Origin of the sequence: Kitasatospora sp. NBC_01250, from assembly GCF_036226465.1 — a bacterium.
Taxonomy (GTDB): Bacteria; Actinomycetota; Actinomycetes; order Streptomycetales; family Streptomycetaceae; genus Kitasatospora.
The window spans coordinates 7,473,059-7,494,663 of the sequence record NZ_CP108476.1; the positions used below are offsets into that span (position 1 = coordinate 7,473,059).

Annotated in this window: 14 protein-coding genes and 3 rRNA genes; 7 read left to right on the forward strand and 10 right to left on the reverse strand. The window is 69.5% G+C overall.

Annotated elements, in window-relative coordinates:
• Positions 1-34 precede the first annotated feature (34 nt).
• Positions 35-481 carry a nitroreductase family deazaflavin-dependent oxidoreductase gene (locus OG500_RS31685; RefSeq protein WP_329585035.1) on the forward strand — a complete coding sequence of 149 codons (447 nt, stop codon included), beginning with the start codon at positions 35-37 and terminating at the stop codon, positions 479-481.
• 70 nt (positions 482-551) lie between these two features.
• On the opposite strand, the gene OG500_RS31690 is transcribed toward OG500_RS31685, so the two are convergent.
• The 6 genes from OG500_RS31690 to mmuM form a co-directional block, all read right to left on the reverse strand.
• Positions 552-1,082 carry a YbhB/YbcL family Raf kinase inhibitor-like protein gene (locus tag OG500_RS31690; protein ID WP_327071764.1) on the reverse strand — a complete coding sequence of 177 codons (531 nt, stop codon included), beginning with the start codon at positions 1,080-1,082 and terminating at the stop codon, positions 552-554.
• A gap of 131 nt (positions 1,083-1,213) precedes the next feature.
• On the reverse strand, positions 1,214-2,809 hold the full coding sequence (locus tag OG500_RS31695; RefSeq protein WP_327070261.1) for a glycerol-3-phosphate dehydrogenase/oxidase: 1,596 nt from the start codon (positions 2,807-2,809) through the stop codon (positions 1,214-1,216).
• Positions 2,810-2,936: 127 nt separating this feature from the next.
• Entirely contained in the window at positions 2,937-4,472 is a 1,536-nt protein-coding gene (glpK, locus tag OG500_RS31700) for a glycerol kinase GlpK (RefSeq protein ID WP_327070262.1), read from the reverse strand.
• Positions 4,473-4,583: 111 nt separating this feature from the next.
• Positions 4,584-5,321 (reverse strand): MIP/aquaporin family protein, encoded by a 738-nt coding sequence (locus tag OG500_RS31705; protein ID WP_442789270.1) that lies wholly within the window; start codon positions 5,319-5,321, stop codon positions 4,584-4,586.
• A gap of 470 nt (positions 5,322-5,791) precedes the next feature.
• Positions 5,792-6,556: an IclR family transcriptional regulator gene (locus tag OG500_RS31710; RefSeq protein WP_327070264.1), complete on the reverse strand. Its 765-nt coding sequence runs from the start codon at positions 6,554-6,556 to the stop codon at positions 5,792-5,794.
• Between the two features lie 267 nt (positions 6,557-6,823).
• On the reverse strand, positions 6,824-7,750 hold the full coding sequence (gene mmuM, locus OG500_RS31715; protein WP_327070265.1) for a homocysteine S-methyltransferase: 927 nt from the start codon (positions 7,748-7,750) through the stop codon (positions 6,824-6,826).
• 102 nt (positions 7,751-7,852) lie between these two features.
• On the opposite strand from mmuM, the gene OG500_RS31720 reads away from it, so the two are divergent.
• A complete protein-coding gene (locus OG500_RS31720; protein WP_327070266.1) occupies positions 7,853-8,410 on the forward strand; it encodes an NUDIX domain-containing protein in 558 nt (185 codons plus the stop codon).
• A gap of 10 nt (positions 8,411-8,420) precedes the next feature.
• Here the strand turns inward: OG500_RS31720 and OG500_RS31725 are convergent, their stop codons facing one another.
• Positions 8,421-9,137 (reverse strand): ArsR/SmtB family transcription factor, encoded by a 717-nt coding sequence (locus tag OG500_RS31725; protein WP_327070267.1) that lies wholly within the window; start codon positions 9,135-9,137, stop codon positions 8,421-8,423.
• 50 nt (positions 9,138-9,187) lie between these two features.
• Positions 9,188-9,832, reverse strand: a complete 645-nt coding sequence (locus tag OG500_RS31730) for a TIGR03085 family metal-binding protein (RefSeq protein WP_327070268.1) — start codon at positions 9,830-9,832, stop codon at positions 9,188-9,190.
• Positions 9,833-9,976: 144 nt separating this feature from the next.
• Here OG500_RS31730 and OG500_RS31735 point away from each other — a divergent pair, with 144 nt between their 5' ends.
• The gene (locus OG500_RS31735; protein WP_329585046.1) at positions 9,977-11,215 is read left to right on the forward strand and encodes a M20 metallopeptidase family protein; all 1,239 of its coding nucleotides are present in this window, start codon (positions 9,977-9,979) and stop codon (positions 11,213-11,215) included.
• 141 nt (positions 11,216-11,356) lie between these two features.
• On the forward strand, positions 11,357-13,402 hold the full coding sequence (locus OG500_RS31740) for an acetoacetate--CoA ligase (RefSeq protein ID WP_329585049.1): 2,046 nt from the start codon (positions 11,357-11,359) through the stop codon (positions 13,400-13,402).
• Positions 13,403-13,460: 58 nt separating this feature from the next.
• Here the strand turns inward: OG500_RS31740 and ptsP are convergent, their stop codons facing one another.
• Complete coding sequence (gene ptsP / locus OG500_RS31745; RefSeq protein ID WP_329585052.1) at positions 13,461-15,131, reverse strand: phosphoenolpyruvate--protein phosphotransferase; 1,671 nt, start codon at positions 15,129-15,131, stop codon at positions 13,461-13,463.
• A 112-nt stretch (positions 15,132-15,243) separates the two neighbouring features.
• Positions 15,244-15,693: a PTS sugar transporter subunit IIA gene (locus OG500_RS31750; protein ID WP_327070272.1), complete on the reverse strand. Its 450-nt coding sequence runs from the start codon at positions 15,691-15,693 to the stop codon at positions 15,244-15,246.
• 704 nt (positions 15,694-16,397) lie between these two features.
• Between OG500_RS31750 and OG500_RS31755 the strand changes: the two genes are divergently transcribed.
• The 3 genes from OG500_RS31755 (at position 16,398) to rrf (ending at position 21,530) form a co-directional block, all read left to right on the forward strand.
• Positions 16,398-17,919, forward strand: a 16S ribosomal RNA gene (locus OG500_RS31755).
• A 276-nt stretch (positions 17,920-18,195) separates the two neighbouring features.
• Positions 18,196-21,330, forward strand: a 23S ribosomal RNA gene (locus tag OG500_RS31760).
• Positions 21,331-21,413: 83 nt separating this feature from the next.
• Positions 21,414-21,530 (forward strand): 5S ribosomal RNA (gene rrf, locus OG500_RS31765).
• The 16S, 23S and 5S rRNA genes sit together here, the layout of an rRNA operon.
• Positions 21,531-21,605: the final 75 nt, after the last annotated feature.

The window sequence follows — 21,605 nt, forward strand, 5'->3', positions numbered from 1 at the left end:
TAGCAGAACCAACCAAAGGATGGGACTGAACACCATGCCTCTCACCGGCGAATACCAGCCGAGCACGGATCAGTGGGTGCGTGACCAGGTCGCGTTGTACGAGGGCTCCGGCGGCACCGAGGGAACGACCCTGCAGGGCGTGCCGGTTGTCATCCTCACCAGTCTGGGGGCCAAGAGCGGCAAGATCCGCAAGAACGGGCTGATGCGGGTCGAGCACGACGGTCAGTACGCCGTGGTGGCCTCACAGGGTGGCGCTCCCAAGCACCCCTCCTGGTACCACAACCTGGTCGTCCACCCGCTGGTCGAGCTCCAGGACGGCGCCGTACGCCAGGACATGACGGCTCGTGAGGTCACCGGCGCGGAGCGTGAGTTGTGGCTGGAGCGCGCCATCGCGGTCTGGCCGGACTTCGCCGAATACCAGAAGAAGACCGACCGTGTGATCCCGGTCTTCGTCCTGGAGCCGGTCGCGGACGCCGCCTGACTCGAACGGATGTGGGGGTCCGCCATTCCTGGCGGACCCCCACATGCTGTCAACTATCCAGAATGGCCGGTCACTTGTTCTCGTAGGTGGCCACGATGACGGCCCGCGCCACGGCCTGGAACCCGAGGGTCGCGCCGATCGCCGCCGGCGAGGTGTCGGCGTCCAGGCCGAGCTTCTCCTCGCCCACCGCGGTCACCGAGAAGACGTAGCGGTGCGGGCCGTGCCCGGCCGGCGGGGCGGCACCGCCGAAGTTCTTCGTGCCGTAGTCGTTGCGCGCCTGGATCGCGCCGGCCGGCAGCCCCGGGAAGTCGCCGCTGCCGGCACCCGTCGGCAGCGAGGTCACGTCCGCCGGGATGTCGAACAGCACCCAGTGCCACCAGCCGCTGCCGCTCGGCGCGTCGGGGTCGAAGCAGGTGACCGCGAAGCTCTTGGTCCCGGCCGGGAAGCCGGACCAGCTCAGCTGCGGCGACAGGTCGCCGCCGGCCAGCACCTGGGCCTCGGGCAGCACGCCGCCGTCGGTCACATCGGTGCTGGTCAGCGTGAAGCCGGGAACCGGACGCTGGAAGTCGTGCGGAAGCGGTGGCCTGGTCACGTCGGGGATGCCTCCAGTAGCGGGGAATCAGGTCACTCCTGAGCGTAGACGAAGGGCGGCCACTCCAGCCGGGTGGCCGCCCTTCGCCCGATCAGGCATCAGCCCTGGCTGACCAGCGTGTCAGCCCTGGTGACCAGGCATCAGCCCTGGGCCCGCTTGCTCAGGAACTCGGTGACCCGCTCCTGGATCTCCGGGGTGTCCAGCCCGCGCACCGTCATCGTGGTGCGGCGGCGCAGCACGTCGTCCGCGGTGTACGCCCACTCGTTGTCGGCCGCGAAGGCGACCTGCGCCCACACGTCCGGCCCGTCCGCGTGGATCGGCTCGCCCAGCGCGGGGTCCTCGTCGATCATGCGGGCGATCTCGAAGGAGAGCGTGCCGTAGTGGCTGGCCAGGTGCTTGGCCACCAGCGGCTCCATCCGCGAGCCGGGCTCACGGTCGATCAGCAGCCGGTGCGCGACCGCGTTCGGCGCGCCGACGCCCGGCAGCGGGACGGTGGCCGCGATCGGCGATATGTCCTCGCCGATCCCGGTGCCGCGCACGTGCGAGAGCTTCTCCAGCACGGTGCGGCCGATGTGCCGGTAGGTGGTCCACTTGCCGCCGGCCACCGAGAGCATGCCGCCCTTGCCCTCGGTCACCACGGTCTCGCGCTTGGCGGCGGCGGTGTCGCCGGGGCCGCCGGGCAGCACCCGCAGGCCCGCGAAGGCGTAGGTGATCAGGTCGCGGTCGAGGTGCTCGTCCTTGATCGCGTGGCCGGCCTCGTCCATGATCTGGTCGATGTCGGCGTCGGTGGCCCGCACGTCCTGCGGGTCGCCGGTGTACTCCTCGTCGGTGGTCCCGAGCAGGACGTGGTCCTCCCACGGGATGGCGAAGGAGACGCGGTACTTGTCGATCGGGATGGTCAGCGCGGCGCGCCACGGCGAGCGGCGCTTGACCACCACGTGCGCGCCCTTGGACAGGCGGATCGACGGCGCGGCGCCGGCGTCCTCCATCGCGCGCAGGTGGTCGACCCAGGGGCCGGTGGCGTTGAGCACCAGGCGGGCGTTGACGCCGAACTCGGCGCCGTCGAGGCGGTCCTTCAGCTCGGCCCCGGTCACCCGGCCGCCGGTGAAGCGCAGGCCGGTCACCTCGGCGTGGTTGAGCACCACGGCGCCGGCCTCGACGGCCGCACGGACCGTCATGACGGCGACCCGCGAGTCGTTCATCTGGTGGTCGCCGTAGACCGCGACCGAGCGCAGGCCCTCGGTGCGCAGCGCCGGCACCTGCTGGGCGGCGTGGGCGGCGGTGGAGACCCGGCCCATGCCGTCACGGAAGGCGGACAGCGCCGAGTAGAGGAAGACGCCGGCGCCGAGCTTGGGGGCGCTGTGCGGGCCGCCCTTGTAGACCGGCACGAAGAAGGTCAGCGGGTTGACCAGGTGCGGGGCCACGTCGGTGGCCAGCGCCCGGCGCTCCTTGTGGTTCTCCGCCACCAGCTTGACCGCGCCGGTCTGCAGGTAGCGCAGACCGCCGTGGACCAGCTTGGAGGAGGCGCTGGAGGTGGCGCCCGCGAAGTCGCCCGCGTCCACCATGGCGACCTTCAGGCCCGCCTGGGAGGCGGTCCAGGCGACGGCCGTGCCGAGGATGCCGCCCCCGATCACCAGCAGGTCGTAGGTGGCCTTGCCCAGCAGCTCACGGGTCTCGGCGCGGGAAGCGGTGCGGCCGGGGGTGCGCTCGGCGCCCAGGGTCGGGATGGTTGCCATGGTGTGTGTTCCGGCTCCGCGGTGCGGGCGGCGCCGGAGTCTCCTCTCACAGTGCGTTCCGGCCTCAGCTGAGGCCGGGGAAACGAAGCTGCCGGCCGGGGCGGCGCTGCCCCGGCCGGCGGTCTGCTCAGCTCTCCTGGTCGTCCTCTTCGACCCAGCCCATGGTGCGCTCCACGGCCTTGAGCCACTTCTTGTACTCGCGCTCCCGGGTGGCCTCGTCCATCCGCGGGGTCCACTCGGCGGCGCGGTGCCAGTTGGCCCGCAGGGTGTCGAGGTCGTTCCAGAAGCCGACGGCCAGGCCGGCCGCGTAGGCGGCGCCCAGCGCCGTGGTCTCGGCCACGAACGGGCGCTCGACCGGGGCGTTCAGCACGTCGGCGATGTTCTGCATCAGCAGGTTGTTGGAGGTCATGCCGCCGTCGACCTTGAGGGCGGTCAGGGTGACCCCGGAGTCCTTCTCCATCGCGTCGACGACCTCGCGGGTCTGCCAGGCGGTGGCCTCCAGCACGGCGCGGGCCAGGTGACCCTTGGTCACGTACCGGGTCAGGCCCGCGATCACACCGCGGGCGTCGGAGCGCCAGTACGGGGCGAACAGGCCGGAGAAGGCCGGGACGAAGTAGGCGCCGCCGTTGTCCTCGACCGTGTTGGCCAGGGTCTCGATCTCGGCCGCCGTCGAGATGATGCCGAGCTGGTCGCGCAGCCACTGCACGAGCGAGCCGGTGACCGCGATCGAGCCCTCCAGGGCGTAGACCGGCTTCTGGTCGCCGATCCGGTAGCCGACCGTGGTCAGCAGGCCGTGGTACGAGTTGACGATCTTCTCGCCGGTGTTCAGCAGCAGGAAGGTGCCGGTGCCGTAGGTCGACTTGGCCTCGCCCTCGCTGAAGCAGGTCTGGCCGAACAGCGCGGCCTGCTGGTCACCGAGCGCGGAGGCGACCGGGACGCCCTCCAGGTCGCCGACCGCGTGGCCGTAGACCTCGGCGGAGGAGCGGATCTCGGGGAGCACGCTCAGCGGCACGCCCATCGAGTCGGCGATCTTCTCGTCCCAGGCCAGCGTGGACAGGTTCATCAGCATGGTGCGCGAGGCGTTGGTGACATCGGTGATGTGCTTGCCGCCGTTGACGCCACCGGTGAGGTTCCAGATGACCCAGGTGTCCATGGTGCCGAAGAGGATGTCGCCGGCCTCGGCGCGCTCACGCAGGCCCTCGACGTTGTCGAGCAGCCAGCGGATCTTCGGGCCGGCGAAGTAGCTGGCCAGCGGCAGGCCGGTCTCGCGGCGGAAGCGGTCCTGGCCCACGTTGCGGCCCAGCTCGCGGCAGAGCGCCTCGGTGCGGGTGTCCTGCCAGACGAGCGCGTTGTAGACCGGCTCGCCGGTGTTCTTGTCCCACAGCACGGTGGTCTCGCGCTGGTTGGTGATGCCGATCGCGCGGATGTCGTCCCGGGTCAGGCCGGCCTTCTCCAGCGCGCCGCGGACCACGGACTGCACCCGGGTCCAGATCTCGGCGGCGTCGTGCTCGACGTAGCCGGGCTGGGGGAAGATCTGGCGGTGCTCCTGCTGGTCGACGGCGACGATCCGGCCGTCCGCGCCGAAGATGATGCAGCGGCTGGAGGTGGTGCCCTGGTCGATCGCGGCGATGTAGTTCCCGGTCGACACGGTGTTGGCAGTCATGTGATGGGTCCTCGGCTCTGAGGTGGGGTGGGGGACTGGCAGTTGGCTGGTTGCTGCTGCCCTGGGCCGCGGTGCCCGGCCGGCAGACCGGGCACCGCGGCGTGAAAGGCCTTAGAACAAACCCTTGTACAGCAGACCGGAGAGCAGACCGCCGATGACCGGGCCGACGACCGGGACCCAGGCGTAGCTCCAGTCCGAGCTGCCCTTGTTCGGGATGGGCAGCAGCGAGTGCACGATGCGCGGGCCGAGGTCGCGGACCGGGTTGATGGCGTAGCCGGTCGGGCCGCCGAGCGAGAGGCCGATGCCGACCACGGTGAAGGCGGTGATCAGCACGCCGATCCCGGACAGGCTGCCGTTGACGGTCAGGCCCTGGGTCAGGATCGCCATGCAGAGCACCATGGTGGCGATGATCTCGGTGAGCAGGTTCTGGATCGGGTTCCGGATCTCGGGCCCGGTCGAGAAGATGCCCAGGGTGGGCTCCTTGTTGGCCTGGAACTGGCCGAGGTAGGTCAGCCAGACGAGTACGGCGCCGATCATCGCGCCGAGCAGCTGGGAGCCGAGGTAGAGCGGCACGTGGCTCCAGTCGCCGCTCTTGACGGCGAGGGCCAGGGTGACCGCCGGGTTGAGGTGGGCACCCGACTTCGGGGCGACCATGTAGGCGGCGATCATGACCGCGAAGCCCCAGCCGAAGGTGATGGCCACCCAGCCGGCGTTCTGGGCCTTGGACTTCTTGAGCGTGACGGCGGCGCAGACGCCACCGCCGAGGAGTATCAGCGCGGCGGTGCCGAGCGTTTCGCCGACGAAGATGTCGCCGTTGGTGAAGGCGGACACAAAGACTCCTTTGTCCATATGGCCGGCGCCTGGTGGGTCGACCCCGTGGCAGGCGGGTGGGGGAGAGCGCCACGGCGGGGGAGACCGTGACGGGCGGGCGTCCCGTCCCCGGGAGGCGGCCCTGCGGCGAGGCGACGACCGGTGCGTGGAGAACCGGGCTTGCCAGGCGCTTCCGGCGGCCACCGTTCGACAATGTCGACCGCTATGCGGGAGTTTTCCCCCTGGTGGGCGGCTACGTCAAGGTGGGTGACCTGGCTGTGACCTGGCCCTCGTCGGCCCGGCCGGTGGCCCGGGGCCGCGAAGGGGCCGCGAAGGGGCCACGGCGGAGCTGCGACGGAGCTGCGACGGAGCTGCGACGGGGCCGTGCCGGGGCCGGGCGGGGCGCCGAACAGACGGAAATCCGGACAGAACAGCGGAGGGTGGACAGGAATCCCGTCCACCCTCCGCGGTCCTGCGACGAGGCGTGTTCCAGCAGGTCGGAGGCCGGGTCAGAACCGCCCGGCGCCCAGGTCCCGGGAGATTGCCCGGGCTGCGTCGCGCACCGAGGCGACCAGCTGCGGACGCACGAAGCCGTCCTCGCAGACCCGCTCCACCGCCCCGTTCACGCAGACCGCGCCGACCGGGTTGCGCCGCCGGTCCTGGATCAGCGCGCCGATCGAGGCCACCCCGGTCCAGGTCTCCTCGATCGCGTCCGCCCAGCCGCGCTCGCGGATCAGCGCGCACTCGGCGTCGACGTCGTCCAGCTCGGTGAGCGTGCGTGGGGTGTACGCCTCCAGCGGGCCCTCGCCCAGCTCGCCGCGCGCCACCGGGTCGAAGGCGAGCAGCACCTTGCCCAGCGCGGTGCTGTGCAGCGGGTGCATCGAGCCGACCTCCAGCACCTGGCGGGTGTCGTCGGGGCGGAAGACGTGGTGCACGATCAGCACTCCGCGCTGGTGCAGCACGCCCAGGTAGACCGTCTCGCCGCTGGCCCTGGCCAGGTCGTCGGCCCACACCAGCGCGCGGGCCCGCAGCTCGTGCACGTCCAGATAGCTCTGGCCCAGGCGCAGCAGCTCGGCGCCCAGCTGGTACTTGCCGCTCTCCGGATCCTGCTCGACGAAGCCCTCCTGCTGCAGGGTGCGCAGGATGCCGTGCGCGGTGCCCTTGGCGAGGTCGAGCGAGGTGGCGACCTCGGACAGGCCCAGCCGGCGCTCGCCGCCGGCCAGCAGGCGCATGATCGCGGCGGCTCGGGAGAGCGACTGGATCGGGCCGGGCATGGGGGACCTCCACTGGCAAACTGGCTTACGGTCGACAATGTCGTACGGTTCGTGGTCATGTCGACTGCGGGGGTATCGTCCCGAGTCTGCCAGGCGGACCCCTGGAGATGCACATCAGTGCGCGACAAAACACCTGATCGGATCGGGGCGCCACCCTTTCCGGGTGCTTTCGACCCGTCAGTTCCGGGCCACCGCGCCGCCGCTACCCGGACGGCCGAGCGCGATCGGCGCAGCCGCCGGGCGCCCGCGCAGCCGCCCGGCGCGCCGTCAACCGGGCGGCCGACCCGGCGATCTCAGCCGCGCGGCCAACGCGGCGATCTCGGCCGGGCCCACCCGGCAGCAGCCACCCACCAGGCGCGCGCCGTCCGCGACCCAGCCGGGCGCCCACTCCGCCGGCCCCCGCGCCGTGCCGTGCCAGCTCCGGTCGGCCGCCGCCCAGCGCTCGCCGCTGTTCGGATAGGCCACCACCGGTTTGCCGGTCACCCGCGCGGCCAGCCGCACCGCTTCGCCCACCTCCTCGGGCGCGCAGCAGTTGACCCCCACCGCCACCACCTCCGGCACCTCGGCGGCCAGCGCGAAGGCCCGCTCCAGCGGCTGCCCGGCCCGGGTGCGGCCACCGGCCACCGTGTAGCTGAGCCAGGCCGGCACCCCCAGCCCGCGCACCGCCGTCAGCAGCGCCCGCGCCTCGTCCGCGTCCGGCACCGTCTCCAGCGCCAGCACGTCGGGACCGGCCGCCGCCAGTGCCGCCAGCCGCGGCCGGTGGAACCGGGTCAGCTCCGCGACGCTCAGGCCGTAGCGCCCGCGGTACTCCGACCCGTCCGCCAGCACCGCGCCGTACGGCCCCACCGAGGCGGCCACCCAGCGCCGCCGCCCGCCCGGCGCGGGAGCGGCCTCCTCGCCCGCCCGCCGGGCCAGCGCCACGCTGAACGCCAGCAGCCGCTCCGCCGCCCGCCGCCCGATCCCGCGCCGGGCGAACCCCGCGAAGCCCGCCTGGTAGCTGGCCGTGATCACCACGTCGGCGCCGGCCTCGTAGTAGGCCCGGTGCGCCGCCACCAGCGCCTCGGGCGCGTCCAGCAGCAGCCGCGCGGACCACAGCTCGTCCGACAGGTCGTGGCCGGCGGCGGCCAGCGCGTTCGACAGCCCGCCGTCCAGCACCAGCGGCCCCGCCGCGAGCGCCCGCCCGAAGTCCTCCATCGCCACCTCCACAGCCCCCGTCCCGAACGGTAGACCCCCGCATGTCCCGCACTCCGGACCTACCCGGGCCCCGCTCCTGCCGTTCGGACTACCATCCACCCCATGACCACTGATCAGGCTGCCCGGCCCGCCACCTTCGGCCCGTGGGCGCACTGCCACTGGTGCGGCACCGCCTACCCGGCCGGCACCTCCGGCTGGCCGCGCACCTGCCCGGGCTGCGGCGAGATCAGCTACCGCAACCCGCTGCCGGTGGCCGTCTCCCTGCTCCCGGTCAACCGCCCCGACGGCGGCCAGAGCCTGGTGGTGATCCGCCGCACCATCGAGCCCGGTTACGGCGAGCTGGCGCTGCCCGGCGGCTACGTCGACTACGGCGAGAGCTGGCAGCAGGCGGCGGTGCGCGAGCTGCGCGAGGAGACCGGGATCCACGCCGACGTCTCCGGCGTCACCCTGATCGCCACCACCTCGGACCCCGGCGGCAGCTTCATCGGCCTGTTCGCCCTGCTGCCCGCCCAGGACCTCGCCGACCTGCCGCCGTCCGTCCCCACCGAGGAGACCGAGGGCTGGCAGCTGATCGACGAACCGACCCGGCTCGCCTTCCCCTTCCACACCAGGATCACCAACGCCTGGTTCGCCGGCGAGTACCCGCCGGTCAAGGGCTGAGCGCGGCTGCTCAGGCAGGCTCGGCCGACACCCCGAGCCGCTCGCGCAGCACCTCACGCCCGGCCGCCGTGACCGCCACCGCCCGGCTGCTGCCGATCCGGGTCACCCAGCCGGCCTCCAGCGCCCGGTGGCAGAACGCCGCACCGACGGCGCCCGCCAGGTGCGGGCGCCGCTCGGTCCAGTCCAGGCAGGCCAGCACGGCCGGCCGCCGCCCCCCGGACGGCACGGTGACGCCCAGCCCGGCCAGCCAGGCATCGCCCTCCCCGGTCAGCCGCAGGCCGCCGTGCCGGTCCAGCAGCCCGCGCTCGGTCATCGCGTCGTAGATCGCCACCCCCACCGTGCCCGCCAGGTGGTCGTAGCAGGTCCGCGCCCGGGCCAGGGCGCTGCGCCGCCCGGCCGCCGACAGCGAGCGCGGCGGCGCCGGGACCGTCCCGGGCGGTGCCAGCGCGGCCAGTTGTTCGATCAGTTCGGCGACCTGCGGGTCGGCCAGCCGCACGTACCGGTGCCGACCCTGCCGCTGCTCGGCCAGCAGCCGGCCGCCCACCAGCAGGTTCAGGTGCTCGGTCGCGGTGGCCGGTGCCACCCCCGCGTGCCGGGCCAGCTCGCCCGCCGTCCAGGCCCGGCCGTCCAGCAGCGCCAGGCAGAACGTTGCCCGGGTGCCGTCGGCCAGCAGCCCGGCCACCGCCGCCAGTTCCGCCGCGCCCTCCGCCGTGTCACGTTTCGCCATAGGACCCATTGTCGTTCCGGACGGTTCGGCCGGCGCCGAAACGACGGCCCCTACCGGTCGGCCGGCAGCCCCACCGCAGCCCGCAGCCGCGCCACCTCGGCCGGCGGTCCGGTCACGGTGACCTCGGCCTGCGCCCCGCGCCCGAAGGCGAAGAGCAGCAGCTCGGCCGGCTCACCGGTGACCCGCACCGAACCGGGCCGCCGCTGACCCACCGTGAGGTTGCGTCCGTCCGGCCGGCAGAGCAGCAGCCGCACCGGTGTCCGGCGTCCCAGCTCGAACCGGCTGAGCATCGGCAGCCGCCGCCACAGCAGCTCCGCGAGCGCGGGACCGACCGCCTGCGGCTGCCACTCGCCGGCCCGCCGCACGTCCTCGGCGTGCACGAAGTACTCCACGGTGTTCGCCGCCTCGTCCGCACCCGGCAGCGCGAAGAGCGAGCCGCGCGGCGGCCCCGCCCGGAACCGCCGCACCAACTCGGCGTACGGGCGCCGCGCGTAGCCGTCCTGCACCCGCCTGGTCCAGCCGGCCAGCCACGGCAGCTGGATGCCCGGGGCCGCGTCCGGCCGCCCCTCGCGCACCACCAGGTGCGCGGCCAGGTCACGGGTCAGCCAGCCGGCGCAGAGCGTGGGCGCCTCGGGCCCCGCCGCCGCCAGGAGGTCGGCCAACCGCTGCCGCTCGCCGCGCGCGTGATTCGACATGCCGTCAGGGTAGCGGCGGCCCGGGGGACCTGGCGCATGCGTGCACCGAACCCGGCCGCCTGTGCGAGACCGTGCAAAGCGCCCCGCCCGCGCCCCTCCTGCGGGCACCATGATCCCAGCCCCATCCCCCACGAGGAGGCCCACATGCCCGTCGACCCCGCCGACCTGCGCGCGTCCGCCGCCAGGCTCCAGCCCGAGCTGACCGCGCTGCGCCGCGCGCTGCACCAGGAGCCCGAGATCGGCATGGAGCTGCCGCGCACCCAGGCCAGGCTGCTCGCCGCACTGGACGGCCTGCCGCTGGAGGTGACCCTGGGCCGGCGGCTCAGCTCGGTCACCGCGGTGCTGCGCGGCGCTCGCCCGGGCCCGGTGGTGCTGCTCCGTGCCGACCTGGACGCGCTCCCGGTCCAGGAGGCCACCGAACTCCCGTACGCCTCCGCCGTCCCCGGCGCGATGCACGCCTGCGGCCACGACCTGCACACCGCCGCCCTGGTCGGCGCCGTCCGGCTGCTGGCCGAGCGGCGGGCCGAGCTGGCCGGCTCGGTGGTCTTCATGTTCCAGCCCGGCGAGGAGGGCGGCGGCGGCGCCGGGATCATGATCGAGGAGGGCGTGCTGACCGCCGCGGGCGAGCCCCCGGTGGCCGCCTACGCACTGCACGTGGCCGCCGCCGTGCTGCCGCTGGGCCTGGTCGCCACCCGCCCGGGGCCGATCATGGCCAGCTCGGACACGCTGAGCATCACCGTGCGCGGGCGTGGCGGCCACGGGTCCAGCCCGCACTACGCGCTGGACCCGATCCCGGTCGCCTGCGAGGCGGTGCTGGCGCTGCAGACCATGGCCACCCGCCGCTTCGACGTCCAGGACCCGGTGGTGCTGACCGTCGGCAGCTTCCACGCGGGCACCGCCGAGAACGTGATCCCCGACCAGGCGGTGCTCGGCGCCACCGTCCGCGCCTTCTCGCCCGAAGCCCGCGAGCGCGCCCTGACCGAGGCCGCCACGGTGGTGGGCGGCATCGCGGCGGCGCACGGCCTGAGCGCCGAGGTCGAGCACCGCGAGGGCTACCCGGTCACCGTCAACCACGCGGCGGAGACCGCCTTCGCCATCCGCACGGCGGGCCGGCTGCTCGGCACCGAACGCCTCGTCGAGATGCCCCGCCCGGTCACCGGCTCCGAGGACTTCGGCATGGTCGCCGAACGGGTCCCCAGCGCCTACCTGATGGTCGGCGCCTGCCCGCCCGACCGCGACCCGGCCAAGGCCCCCTACAACCACGCGCCGCAGGCCGCCTTCGACGACTCGGTCCTCGGCGACGCGGCGGCCCTGCTCGCCGCCCTCGCCCTCGACCGCCTCGACCAGCAGGCGGCGGGTGCCACCTCACCCGGCGCCGCCTGACCGCACCCCCATATCGCCTCCCACCTCGCCTCTGGCGCGGCGAACGATCACATGGCAGGGTCTGGACCGTCCGTACGCACGGGACGGGAGCCGCCACCAGCGCCACCCCCGCCCCCACCTTCCGGCCGGGAGACCACCACCGTGAGCACCCCATCCCAGGACCAGGCCGCCGCCGGCGCGCCCGCCGACCAGCCGCTCTGGCGTCCCCGCCCCGAGGCGGCAGCGGCCACCCGCCTGGTCGCCTTCCAGGCCTGGGCCGCCGAGCACCACGGCGCCCCCGCCGCCCCGCTGGCCCCCGCCCCGGACGACGCCACCGCCGCCGCCCGCTACGCCGCGCTGCACGCCTGGTCCACCGCCGATCTGGCGCGCTTCTGGACCGCGGTCACCGAGTACTTCGACGTCCGTTTCGGCACCCCGCCGCAGGCCGTGCTCGCCGACGCCACGATGCCCGGCACCCGCTGGTTCCCCGGTGCCACCCTCAACTACGCGGAGCACGCGCTGCGCTTCGGCGCCGACCCCGCGCACGCCGAGCTGCCCGCGATCCTGCACCTGGACGAGACCACCGCCGAGCCGATCGCGCTGAGCTGGGCCGAGCTGCGCCGCCAGGTCGGCTCGCTGGCCGCCGAGCTGCGCGCGCTCGGCGTGCGCCCCGGCGACCGGGTCGGCGCCTACCTGCCCAACATCCCGCAGGCCGTCGTCGCGTTGCTCGCCACCGCCTCGATCGGCGCGATCTGGACCTCCTGCGCCCCCGACTTCGGCGCCCGCAGCGTGCTGGACCGCCTGCAGCAGATCGAACCCGTGGTGCTCTTCGCGGTCGACGGCTACCACTACGGCGGCAAGAACCACGACCGCACCGAGGTGGTCGCCGAGCTGCGCCGCGAGCTGCCCACCGTGCGTGCGCTGGTGCACGTGCCGCTGCTCGGCTCCCCGGCCCCCGAGGCCGCCCTCGACTGGGCCGACCTGACCGCCGCCGCCGTCGAGCCCGTCTTCGAGCAGCTCCCCTTCGACCACCCGCTCTGGGTGCTCTACTCCTCGGGCACCACCGGCCTGCCCAAGGCCATCGTGCAGAGCCAGGGCGGCATCCTGGTCGAGCACCTCAAGCAGGCCGCCCTCCAGCTCGACCTCGGCCCGAAGGACCGCTTCCTCTGGTACACCTCCACCGGCTGGATGATGTGGAACTTCCTGGTCGCCGGCCTGCTGGTGGGCGCCACCGTGGTCACCTACGACGGCAGCCCGGGCCACCCCACCACGGGCGCCCTGTGGGAGGTGGCCGCCCGCACCCGCGCCACCGTGCTCGGCACCTCGGCGGCCTACGTGATCGCCAGCCGCAAGGCCGAACTGCACCCCGGCCGCGACCTCGACCTCTCGGCCGTGCGCTGCATCGGCACCACCGGCTCCCCGCTGCCCCCCGACGGCTTCCGCTGGATCTACGACGAGGTCAAGACGGACGTCTGGCTCGCCTCGGTCAGCGGCGGCACCGACGTCTGCAGCTGCTTCGTCGGCGGCGTCCCCACCCTGCCGGTCCACCTGGGCGAGATCCAGGCCCCCTGCCTGGGCGCGGCCGTCGAGTCCTGGGACGTCAACGGCAAGCCGCACACCGACGAGGTCGGCGAGCTGGTCGTCACCCAGCCGATCCCCTCGATGCCCACCGGCTTCTGGAACGACCCCGACGGCACCCGCTACCGGGACAGCTACTTCGAGATGTTCCCCGGCACCTGGCGGCACGGCGACTGGATCACCGTCACCTCGCGCGGCACCGTGATCATCCACGGCCGCTCCGACTCCACCCTCAACCGCCAGGGCGTGCGGATGGGCTCCTCCGACATCTACGAGGTGGTCGAGCGCCTCCCCGAGATCGCCGAGTCCCTGGTGATCGGCCTGGAGGAGGAGAACGGCGGCTACTGGATGCCGCTCTTCGTCGTCCTCGCCCCCGGCGCCGAGCTGGACGACGAGCTGCGCGGACGGATCCGCACCGTGCTGCGCGAGCAGCTCTCGCCGCGCCACGTCCCCGACGAGGTCGTCGCCGTCACCGGCCTGCCGCACACCCTCACCGGCAAGCGGATCGAGGTCCCGGTCAAGCGCCTGCTCGCCGGCACCCCGCTCGACCAGGCGGTCAACCCCGGTTCGGTCGACAACCTGGAGCACCTGCGCTTCTTCGAGCGCCTGGGCCGCGAGCGCCGGGCCTGAGCACGCGAGCGGGGCCCCGCCACGACGGCGCGGCCCCGCTACCCGTACAGCTCCCGGCTCACTCGCCGGACAGCACCTGCTGCGCGGCGATCCGCGCCTCCTCGGCGCTGTCGGCGGCCCGCGCCGCCTCCGCCGCCCGCCGGCACTGGGCCAGCGTGTAGGTCGCCAGCGAGGCCCGCACGTACGGGATCGAGGCCGAGCCCATCGACAGGCTGGTCACCCCGAGGCCGGTCAGCACGCAGGCCAGCAGCGGGTCGGCAGCCGCCTCGCCGCAGACGCCGCAGCTCTTGCCCGCGGCCTTGGCCGCACCCGCGGCAGCCGCGATCAGGTCCAGCAGGGCCGGCTGCCAGGGGTCCTGCAGCCGGGCCAGCGCGCCGACCTGACGGTCCGCCGCGAAGGTGTACTGCGCGAGGTCGTTGGTGCCCAGCGAGAGGAACTCGACCTCCTCCAGGATCGAGCGGGCCCGCAGCGCGGCGGACGGGATCTCCACCATCGCCCCGTACTTCGCCTGCAGCCCGGCCTCGCGGCAGGCCTGCGCGAACGCCTTGGCGTCCGCCCGGTCGGCCACCATCGGGGCCATGACCTCCAGGTGCACCGGCAGGCCCTCGGCCGCGGCGGCCAGCGCGCGCAGCTGGGTCCGCAGCACCTCCGGGTGCTCCAGCAGGGTGCGCAGACCCCGCACCCCCAGCGCCGGGTTCGGCTCGTCGGCCGGGGTCAGGAACTCCAGCGGCTTGTCCGCGCCGGCGTCCAGCACGCGCACCACCACGCGGCCCTCCGGGAAGGCCTCCAGCACCTTGTGATAGGCCTCGACCTGGGACTGCTCGCTCGGCGCACGCTTCGAGTCGTCCAGGAAGAGGAACTCGGTGCGGAACAGCCCGACGCCCTCGGCGCCCGCCTCCAGCGCCGCGGCCACGTCGGCCGGGCCGCCGACGTTCGCCAGCAGCGGCACCAGGTGCCCGTCCGAGGTCCGCCCGGGGCCGGACGAGGCGGCCAGCGCGGCCTTGCGCTCGGCGGCCAGACGGCGCAGCTCGTCCTGCTTCTCCCCGCTCGGGTCCAGCAGCACCTCACCGCTGCTGCCGTCCACCGCCACCACGACACCCTCGGCCACGTCGGTGGCGTTCGGCAGCGCCACCACGGCCGGCACGCCCAGCGCGCGGGCCAGGATCGCCGAGTGGCTGGTCGGGCCGCCCTCCTCGGTCACGAAGCCGAGCACCAGGGTCGGGTCCAGCAGCGCGGTGTCGGCCGGCGCCAGGTCGCGGGCGAACAGCACGTACGGCTCGTCGCTGTCCGGCACACCGGGCATCGGCACGCCCAGCAGCCGCGCCACGATCCGGTTGCGCACGTCGTCCAGGTCCGCCACCCGGCCCGCCAGGTACTCGCCGGCCGCGGCGAGCAGCGCCCGGTAGGCCGCGAACGCGTCGTAGACCGCGCGCTCGGCGCTGCTGCCCACGGTGATCCGCCGCTCCACGTCCGCGAGCAGCTCGGGGTCCTGTGCCATCAGCGCCTGGGCCTCCAGCACGGCCTGCGCCTCGCCGCCGGCCAGCGTGCCGCGTGCGATCAGGTCGGCGGCCACGGCGTCCACGGCCTGCTTGGCCCGGGCCTGCTCGCGCGGTGCGTCCTCGGTCGGAATCTGGTGGGCCGGGGGCTCCAGCACTGCGGTCCCCATGTGCCGCACCTGGCCGATGGCGACCCCGTGGCTGACACCTACGCCGCGCAGCGTCTTCTCCATGTGCTTCTTTCCTTTCGCCCGCACTGCCGCCCCGTCCCACTCGAGCACGTGGAACGGGGCACTGTCCGGCGTTTCGTCGTCTTGGCGCCGGGAGTATCGGTGCCGGGGTCTCTCAGTTCCAGGTGAAGAGGTCGCCGCCAGTGGCGACCTCACCGGTCTCGGCCACCGCGCTGAGCGCCTCGGCCGTGGCCTCCAGCGCAACGATCGGGGAGATCGGCGACTTGCCGGCGGCCTCGACCGCGGCGGGGTTCCACGAGATGACCGGCTGACCGCGCTTGACCTGGTCACCCTTGCTGACCAGCAGCTCGAAGCCCTCACCGTTCAGCTGCACGGTGTCGATGCCGAGGTGGGTCAGCACACCGTGCCCGTCGGCGTCCATCACCACGAACGCGTGCGGGTGCATGGAGACGACCAGGCCGTCCACCGGCGCGACCGCGGTGGTGGGCTCGCGCACCGGGTCGATGGCGGTCCCGGGACCCACCATCGCGCCGGCGAAGACGGGGTCGGGCACGTTGGCGAGTCCAATGGCGCGGCCGGTCAGCGGCGACGTCACAGTGGTCATGGTGGGGGCCTCCCAGGTGCGGAGTACATGGCGTGCGGCCGCGGGGGAGCGGCGGGGGCGTATGTCGACTGAAGCCTAAATCATGCCAACTTTGGACATACCGTCACATAAGAGACAGGCGGCCCGGCCGGTCACATGCGACACCCAGCGGTCATCCCACTGCCGGCCGCCGACCGGATCCCGGGCCGGTCAGGCCCCTGCGTGACCCAAGTGGTCTAGTCCTCTTGGTCGACGCGCCGCACTCTACGGCATCCGGGTGAGCTGGACGATCGGTGCGGCGCGCCAACCGACGGGGTGCTGGCCCTCCTTCCCTCGGCCGGTCACCATGCTCGATTAGGCGCACCGGCCGGGAGCGGCTATGGTTGGCCGAGTCGCCACGAGGCGATGTGAATCCAGCGAAACGCCTGAGTGAATGCCCGGTTAAATCGGCGCGAAACTCACGTGATAAGCTCGGAACACGAAAGAACGAAGCGCCTGGAGGGGCCACGGAAGTGGCTGCGAAGGAAGCGTCCGTTCCTTGAGAACTCAACAGCGTGCCAAAAGTCAACGCCAGATATGTTGACATCCCCGGCCTTGGTCTTCGGACTGGGGTTGGAGATTCCTTTTGAAGTAAAACACTAGCGAGGACGCAGTGCGCGAGGCCACCCTATTCCGGTGGTTGTCGTGCCGCTCAACGCGGGTGTCGACCCGATTACGGGTAAACATTCACGGAGAGTTTGATCCTGGCTCAGGACGAACGCTGGCGGCGTGCTTAACACATGCAAGTCGAACGGTGAAGCCCTTCGGGGTGGATCAGTGGCGAACGGGTGAGTAACACGTGGGCAATCTGCCCTGCACTCTGGGACAAGCCCTGGAAACGGGGTCTAATACCGGATACGACCTTCCTCTGCATGGGGGTTGGTGGAAAGCTCCGGCGGTGCAGGATGAGCCCGCGGCCTATCAGCTTGTTGGTGGGGTAATGGCCTACCAAGGCGACGACGGGTAGCCGGCCTGAGAGGGCGACCGGCCACACTGGGACTGAGACACGGCCCAGACTCCTACGGGAGGCAGCAGTGGGGAATATTGCACAATGGGCGAAAGCCTGATGCAGCGACGCCGCGTGAGGGATGACGGCCTTCGGGTTGTAAACCTCTTTCAGCAGGGAAGAAGCGCAAGTGACGGTACCTGCAGAAGAAGCACCGGCTAACTACGTGCCAGCAGCCGCGGTAATACGTAGGGTGCGAGCGTTGTCCGGAATTATTGGGCGTAAAGAGCTCGTAGGCGGCCTGTCGCGTCGGATGTGAAAGCCCGGGGCTTAACCCCGGGTCTGCATTCGATACGGGCAGGCTAGAGTGTGGTAGGGGAGATCGGAATTCCTGGTGTAGCGGTGAAATGCGCAGATATCAGGAGGAACACCGGTGGCGAAGGCGGATCTCTGGGCCATTACTGACGCTGAGGAGCGAAAGCGTGGGGAGCGAACAGGATTAGATACCCTGGTAGTCCACGCCGTAAACGTTGGGAACTAGGTGTTGGCGACATTCCACGTCGTCGGTGCCGCAGCTAACGCATTAAGTTCCCCGCCTGGGGAGTACGGCCGCAAGGCTAAAACTCAAAGGAATTGACGGGGGCCCGCACAAGCAGCGGAGCATGTGGCTTAATTCGACGCAACGCGAAGAACCTTACCAAGGCTTGACATATACCGGAAACGGCTAGAGATAGTCGCCCCCTTGTGGTCGGTATACAGGTGGTGCATGGTTGTCGTCAGCTCGTGTCGTGAGATGTTGGGTTAAGTCCCGCAACGAGCGCAACCCTTGTTCTGTGTTGCCAGCATGCCTTTCGGGGTGATGGGGACTCACAGGAGACTGCCGGGGTCAACTCGGAGGAAGGTGGGGACGACGTCAAATCATCATGCCCCTTATGTCTTGGGCTGCACACGTGCTACAATGGTCGGTACAAAGGGCTGCGATACCGTGAGGTGGAGCGAATCCCAAAAAGCCGGCCTCAGTTCGGATTGGGGTCTGCAACTCGACCCCATGAAGTTGGAGTTGCTAGTAATCGCAGATCAGCATGCTGCGGTGAATACGTTCCCGGGCCTTGTACACACCGCCCGTCACGTCACGAAAGTCGGTAACACCCGAAGCCGGTGGCCTAACCCTTGGGAGGGAGCCGTCGAAGGTGGGACCAGCGATTGGGACGAAGTCGTAACAAGGTAGCCGTACCGGAAGGTGCGGCTGGATCACCTCCTTTCTAAGGAGCACATGGCCGGATGCGAGCGAATGTCTCGCACGGTTGCTCATGGGTGGAACGTTGACTATTCGGCACACTGGGTGATGGTTCGTGAGTACTGCTTCGGCGTGGAAAGCGTTTCTTGAGTCTGGTGTGTCGGGCACGTTGTTGGGTCCTGAGGGAACGAGTAATCGTTGTCTCAGTGCCGGTCCCACGGACCGACCTGGTGTTTGCCGGGTTGTGTAGGTGGGTGTCTGGTCGTTGTTTGAGAACTGCACAGTGGACGCGAGCATCTGTGGCCAAGTTTTTAAGGGCGCACGGTGGATGCCTTGGCACTAGGAACCGATGAAGGACGTGGGAGGCCGCGATAGGCCCCGGGGAGCTGTCAACCGAGCTTTGATCCGGGGGTGTCCGAATGGGGAAACCCGGCAGTCGTCATGGGCTGTCACCCATACCTGAACACATAGGGTATGTGGAGGGAACGCGGGGAAGTGAAACATCTCAGTACCCGCAGGAAGAGAAAACAACCGTGATTCCGGGAGTAGTGGCGAGCGAAACCGGATGAGGCTAAACCGTTGTGGTGCGAGACCCGGCAGGGGTTGCCACTTCGGGGTCGTGGGAAAGTTCTTCGGTCGTCTGCCGGCGATCGGGTGAGTCAGAAACCGTATGGGTAGTCGAAGGACATGCGAAAGGTCCGGCGTAGAGGGTAAGACCCCCGTAGACGAAACTTGTACGGCTCACTTGAGCTTCTCCCAAGTAGCACGGAGCCCGAGAAATTCCGTGTGAATCTGGCGGGACCACCCGCTAAGCCTAAATATTCCCTAGTGACCGATAGCGGATAGTACCGTGAGGGAATGGTGAAAAGTACCGCGGGAGCGGAGTGAAATAGTACCTGAAACCGTGTGCCTACAAGCCGTGGGAGCGTCGTTGGTCAGCTTGTTGATCAGCCGTGACTGCGTGCCTTTTGAAGAATGAGCCTGCGAGTTTGCGGTGTGTAGCGAGGTTAACCCGTGTGGGGTAGCCGTAGCGAAAGCGAGTCCGAATAGGGCGCTGTGTCTTTTTAGATGCGTAGTTGCATGCCCAAGACCCGAAGCGGAGTGATCTAGCCATGGGCAGGTTGAAGCGCGGGTAAGACCGCGTGGAGGACCGAACCCACCAGGGTTGAAAACCTGGGGGATGACCTGTGGTTAGGGGTGAAAGGCCAATCAAACTCCGTGATAGCTGGTTCTCCCCGAAATGCATTTAGGTGCAGCGTCACGTGTTTCTTGCCGGAGGTAGAGCACTGGATAGGCGATGGGCCTTACCGGGTTACTGACCTTAGCCAAACTCCGAATGCCGGTAAGTGAGAGCGTGGCAGTGAGACTGTGGGGGATAAGCTCCATGGTCGAGAGGGAAACAGCCCAGAACACCGACTAAGGTCCCTAAGCGTGTGCTAAGTGGGAAAGGATGTGGAGTCGCAGAGACAACCAGGAGGTTGGCTTAGAAGCAGCCACCCTTGAAAGAGTGCGTAATAGCTCACTGGTCAAGTGATTCCGCGCCGACAATGTAGCGGGGCTCAAGCACACCACCGAAGTCGTGTCATTCACAGAATACGCCCAACGGCGCTGTGGATGGGTAGGGGAGCGTCGTGTGCCGGGTGAAGCGGCGGAGGAATCCAGTCGTGGACGGTATACGAGTGAGAATGCAGGCATGAGTAGCGATACAAGAGTGGGAAACTCTTGCGCCGATTGACCAAGGGTTCCTGGGTCAAGCTGATCTGCCCAGGGTAAGTCGGGACCTAAGGCGAGGCCGACAGGCGTAGTCGATGGACAACGGGTTGATATTCCCGTACCCGCTTTGAAGCGCCAACGCTGAACCTCTGAATGCTAAAGCCGTGAAGCCGGCCCGGAGTCTTCGGACAATGGGACGTGGTGGAGCCGCTGATCCAACAGGGTATTAGGTGAGCGATGGGGTGACGCAGGAAGGTAGTCCAGCCCGGGCGGTGGTTGTCCCGGGGTAAGGGTGTAGGCCGAGTGATAGGCAAATCCGTCACTCATTAAGGCTGAGACCTGATGCCGAGCCGATTGTGGTGAAGTGGATGATCCTATGCTGTCGAGAAAAGCCTCTAGCGAGTTTCATGGCGGCCCGTACCCCAAACCGACTCAGGTGGTCAGGTAGAGAATACCGAGGCGTTCGGGTGAACTATGGTTAAGGAACTCGGCAAAATGCCCCCGTAACTTCGGGAGAAGGGGGCCGGAACTGGTGGAGGCACTTGCTGCCCGAGCTGGGGCCGGCCGCAGAGACCAGCGAGAAGCGACTGTTTACTAAAAACACAGGTCCGTGCGAAGCCGTAAGGCGATGTATACGGACTGACGCCTGCCCGGTGCTGGAACGTTAAGGGGACCGGTTAGCTCTGATTCGTCGGGGCGAAGCTGAGAACTTAAGCGCCAGTAAACGGCGGTGGTAACTATAACCATCCTAAGGTAGCGAAATTCCTTGTCGGGTAAGTTCCGACCTGCACGAATGGCGTAACGACTTCTCGACTGTCTCAACCATAGGCCCGGTGAAATTGCATTACGAGTAAAGATGCTCGTTTCGCGCAGCAGGACGGAAAGACCCCGGGACCTTTACTATAGCTTGATATTGGTGTTCGGTTCGGCTTGTGTAGGATAGGTGGGAGACTTTGAAGCGGCAACGCCAGTTGTTGTGGAGTCGACGTTGAAATACCACTCTGGTCGTGCTGGATGTCTAACCTGGGTCCGTGATCCGGATCAGGGACAGTGTCTGGTGGGTAGTTTAACTGGGGCGGTTGCCTCCTAAAGAGTAACGGAGGCGCCCAAAGGTTCCCTCAGCCTGGTTGGCAATCAGGTGTTGAGTGTAAGTGCACAAGGGAGCTTGACTGTGAGACCGACGGGTCGAGCAGGTGCGAAAGCAGGGACTAGTGATCCGGCGGTGGCTTGTGGAAGCGCCGTCGCTCAACGGATAAAAGGTACCCCGGGGATAACAGGCTGATCTTCCCCAAGAGTCCATATCGACGGGATGGTTTGGCACCTCGATGTCGGCTCGTCGCATCCTGGGGCTGGAGTAGGTCCCAAGGGTTGGGCTGTTCGCCCATTAAAGCGGTACGCGAGCTGGGTTTAGAACGTCGTGAGACAGTTCGGTCCCTATCCGCTGTGCGCGTAGGAGTGTTGAGAAGGGCTGTCCCTAGTACGAGAGGACCGGGACGGACGAACCTCTGGTGTGCCAGTTGTCCTGCCAAGGGCATGGCTGGTTGGCTACGTTCGGGAGGGATAACCGCTGAAAGCATCTAAGCGGGAAGCCTGCTTCGAGATGAGCACTCCCACCTCCTTGAGAGGGTAAGGCTCCCAGTAGACGACTGGGTTGATAGGCCGGATGTGGAAGCCCTGTAAGGGGTGGAGCTGACCGGTACTAATAGGCCGAGGGCTTGTCCTCAGTTGCTCGCGTCCACTGTGTTGTTCTGAAACAACGACCCCCATCCGAATGCGGATGGTTGCCGGTCGACAGTTTCATAGTGTTTCGGTGGTCATAGCGTGAGGGAAACGCCCGGTTACATTCCGAACCCGGAAGCTAAGCCTCACAGCGCCGATGGTACTGCAGGGGGGACCCTGTGGGAGAGTAGGACGCCGCCGAACAATCATTCAGAAGAAGCCCCCTTCCTTCGGGAAGGGGGCTTCTTCGCGTTTAGCGACGGTGCCGGGTAAAGTCTT

What these genes read in the sequence shown, in the direction of transcription:
- OG500_RS31705 (WP_442789270.1), bottom strand. Translation starts at nt 5,321, where the DNA reads ATGGACAAAGGAGTCTTTGTGTCCGCCTTCACCAACGGCGACATCTTC.
- OG500_RS31750 (WP_327070272.1), bottom strand. Translation starts at nt 15,693, where the DNA reads ATGACCACTGTGACGTCGCCGCTGACCGGCCGCGCCATTGGACTCGCC.
- ptsP (WP_329585052.1), bottom strand. Translation starts at nt 15,131, where the DNA reads ATGGAGAAGACGCTGCGCGGCGTAGGTGTCAGCCACGGGGTCGCCATC.
- OG500_RS31735 (WP_329585046.1), top strand. Translation starts at nt 9,977, where the DNA reads ATGCCCGTCGACCCCGCCGACCTGCGCGCGTCCGCCGCCAGGCTCCAG.
- OG500_RS31685 (WP_329585035.1), top strand. Translation starts at nt 35, where the DNA reads ATGCCTCTCACCGGCGAATACCAGCCGAGCACGGATCAGTGGGTGCGT.
- OG500_RS31695 (WP_327070261.1), bottom strand. Translation starts at nt 2,809, where the DNA reads ATGGCAACCATCCCGACCCTGGGCGCCGAGCGCACCCCCGGCCGCACC.
- glpK (WP_327070262.1), bottom strand. Translation starts at nt 4,472, where the DNA reads ATGACTGCCAACACCGTGTCGACCGGGAACTACATCGCCGCGATCGAC.
- OG500_RS31725 (WP_327070267.1), bottom strand. Translation starts at nt 9,137, where the DNA reads ATGGCGAAACGTGACACGGCGGAGGGCGCGGCGGAACTGGCGGCGGTG.
- OG500_RS31730 (WP_327070268.1), bottom strand. Translation starts at nt 9,832, where the DNA reads ATGTCGAATCACGCGCGCGGCGAGCGGCAGCGGTTGGCCGACCTCCTG.
- mmuM (WP_327070265.1), bottom strand. Translation starts at nt 7,750, where the DNA reads ATGGAGGACTTCGGGCGGGCGCTCGCGGCGGGGCCGCTGGTGCTGGAC.
- OG500_RS31710 (WP_327070264.1), bottom strand. Translation starts at nt 6,556, where the DNA reads ATGCCCGGCCCGATCCAGTCGCTCTCCCGAGCCGCCGCGATCATGCGC.
- OG500_RS31720 (WP_327070266.1), top strand. Translation starts at nt 7,853, where the DNA reads ATGACCACTGATCAGGCTGCCCGGCCCGCCACCTTCGGCCCGTGGGCG.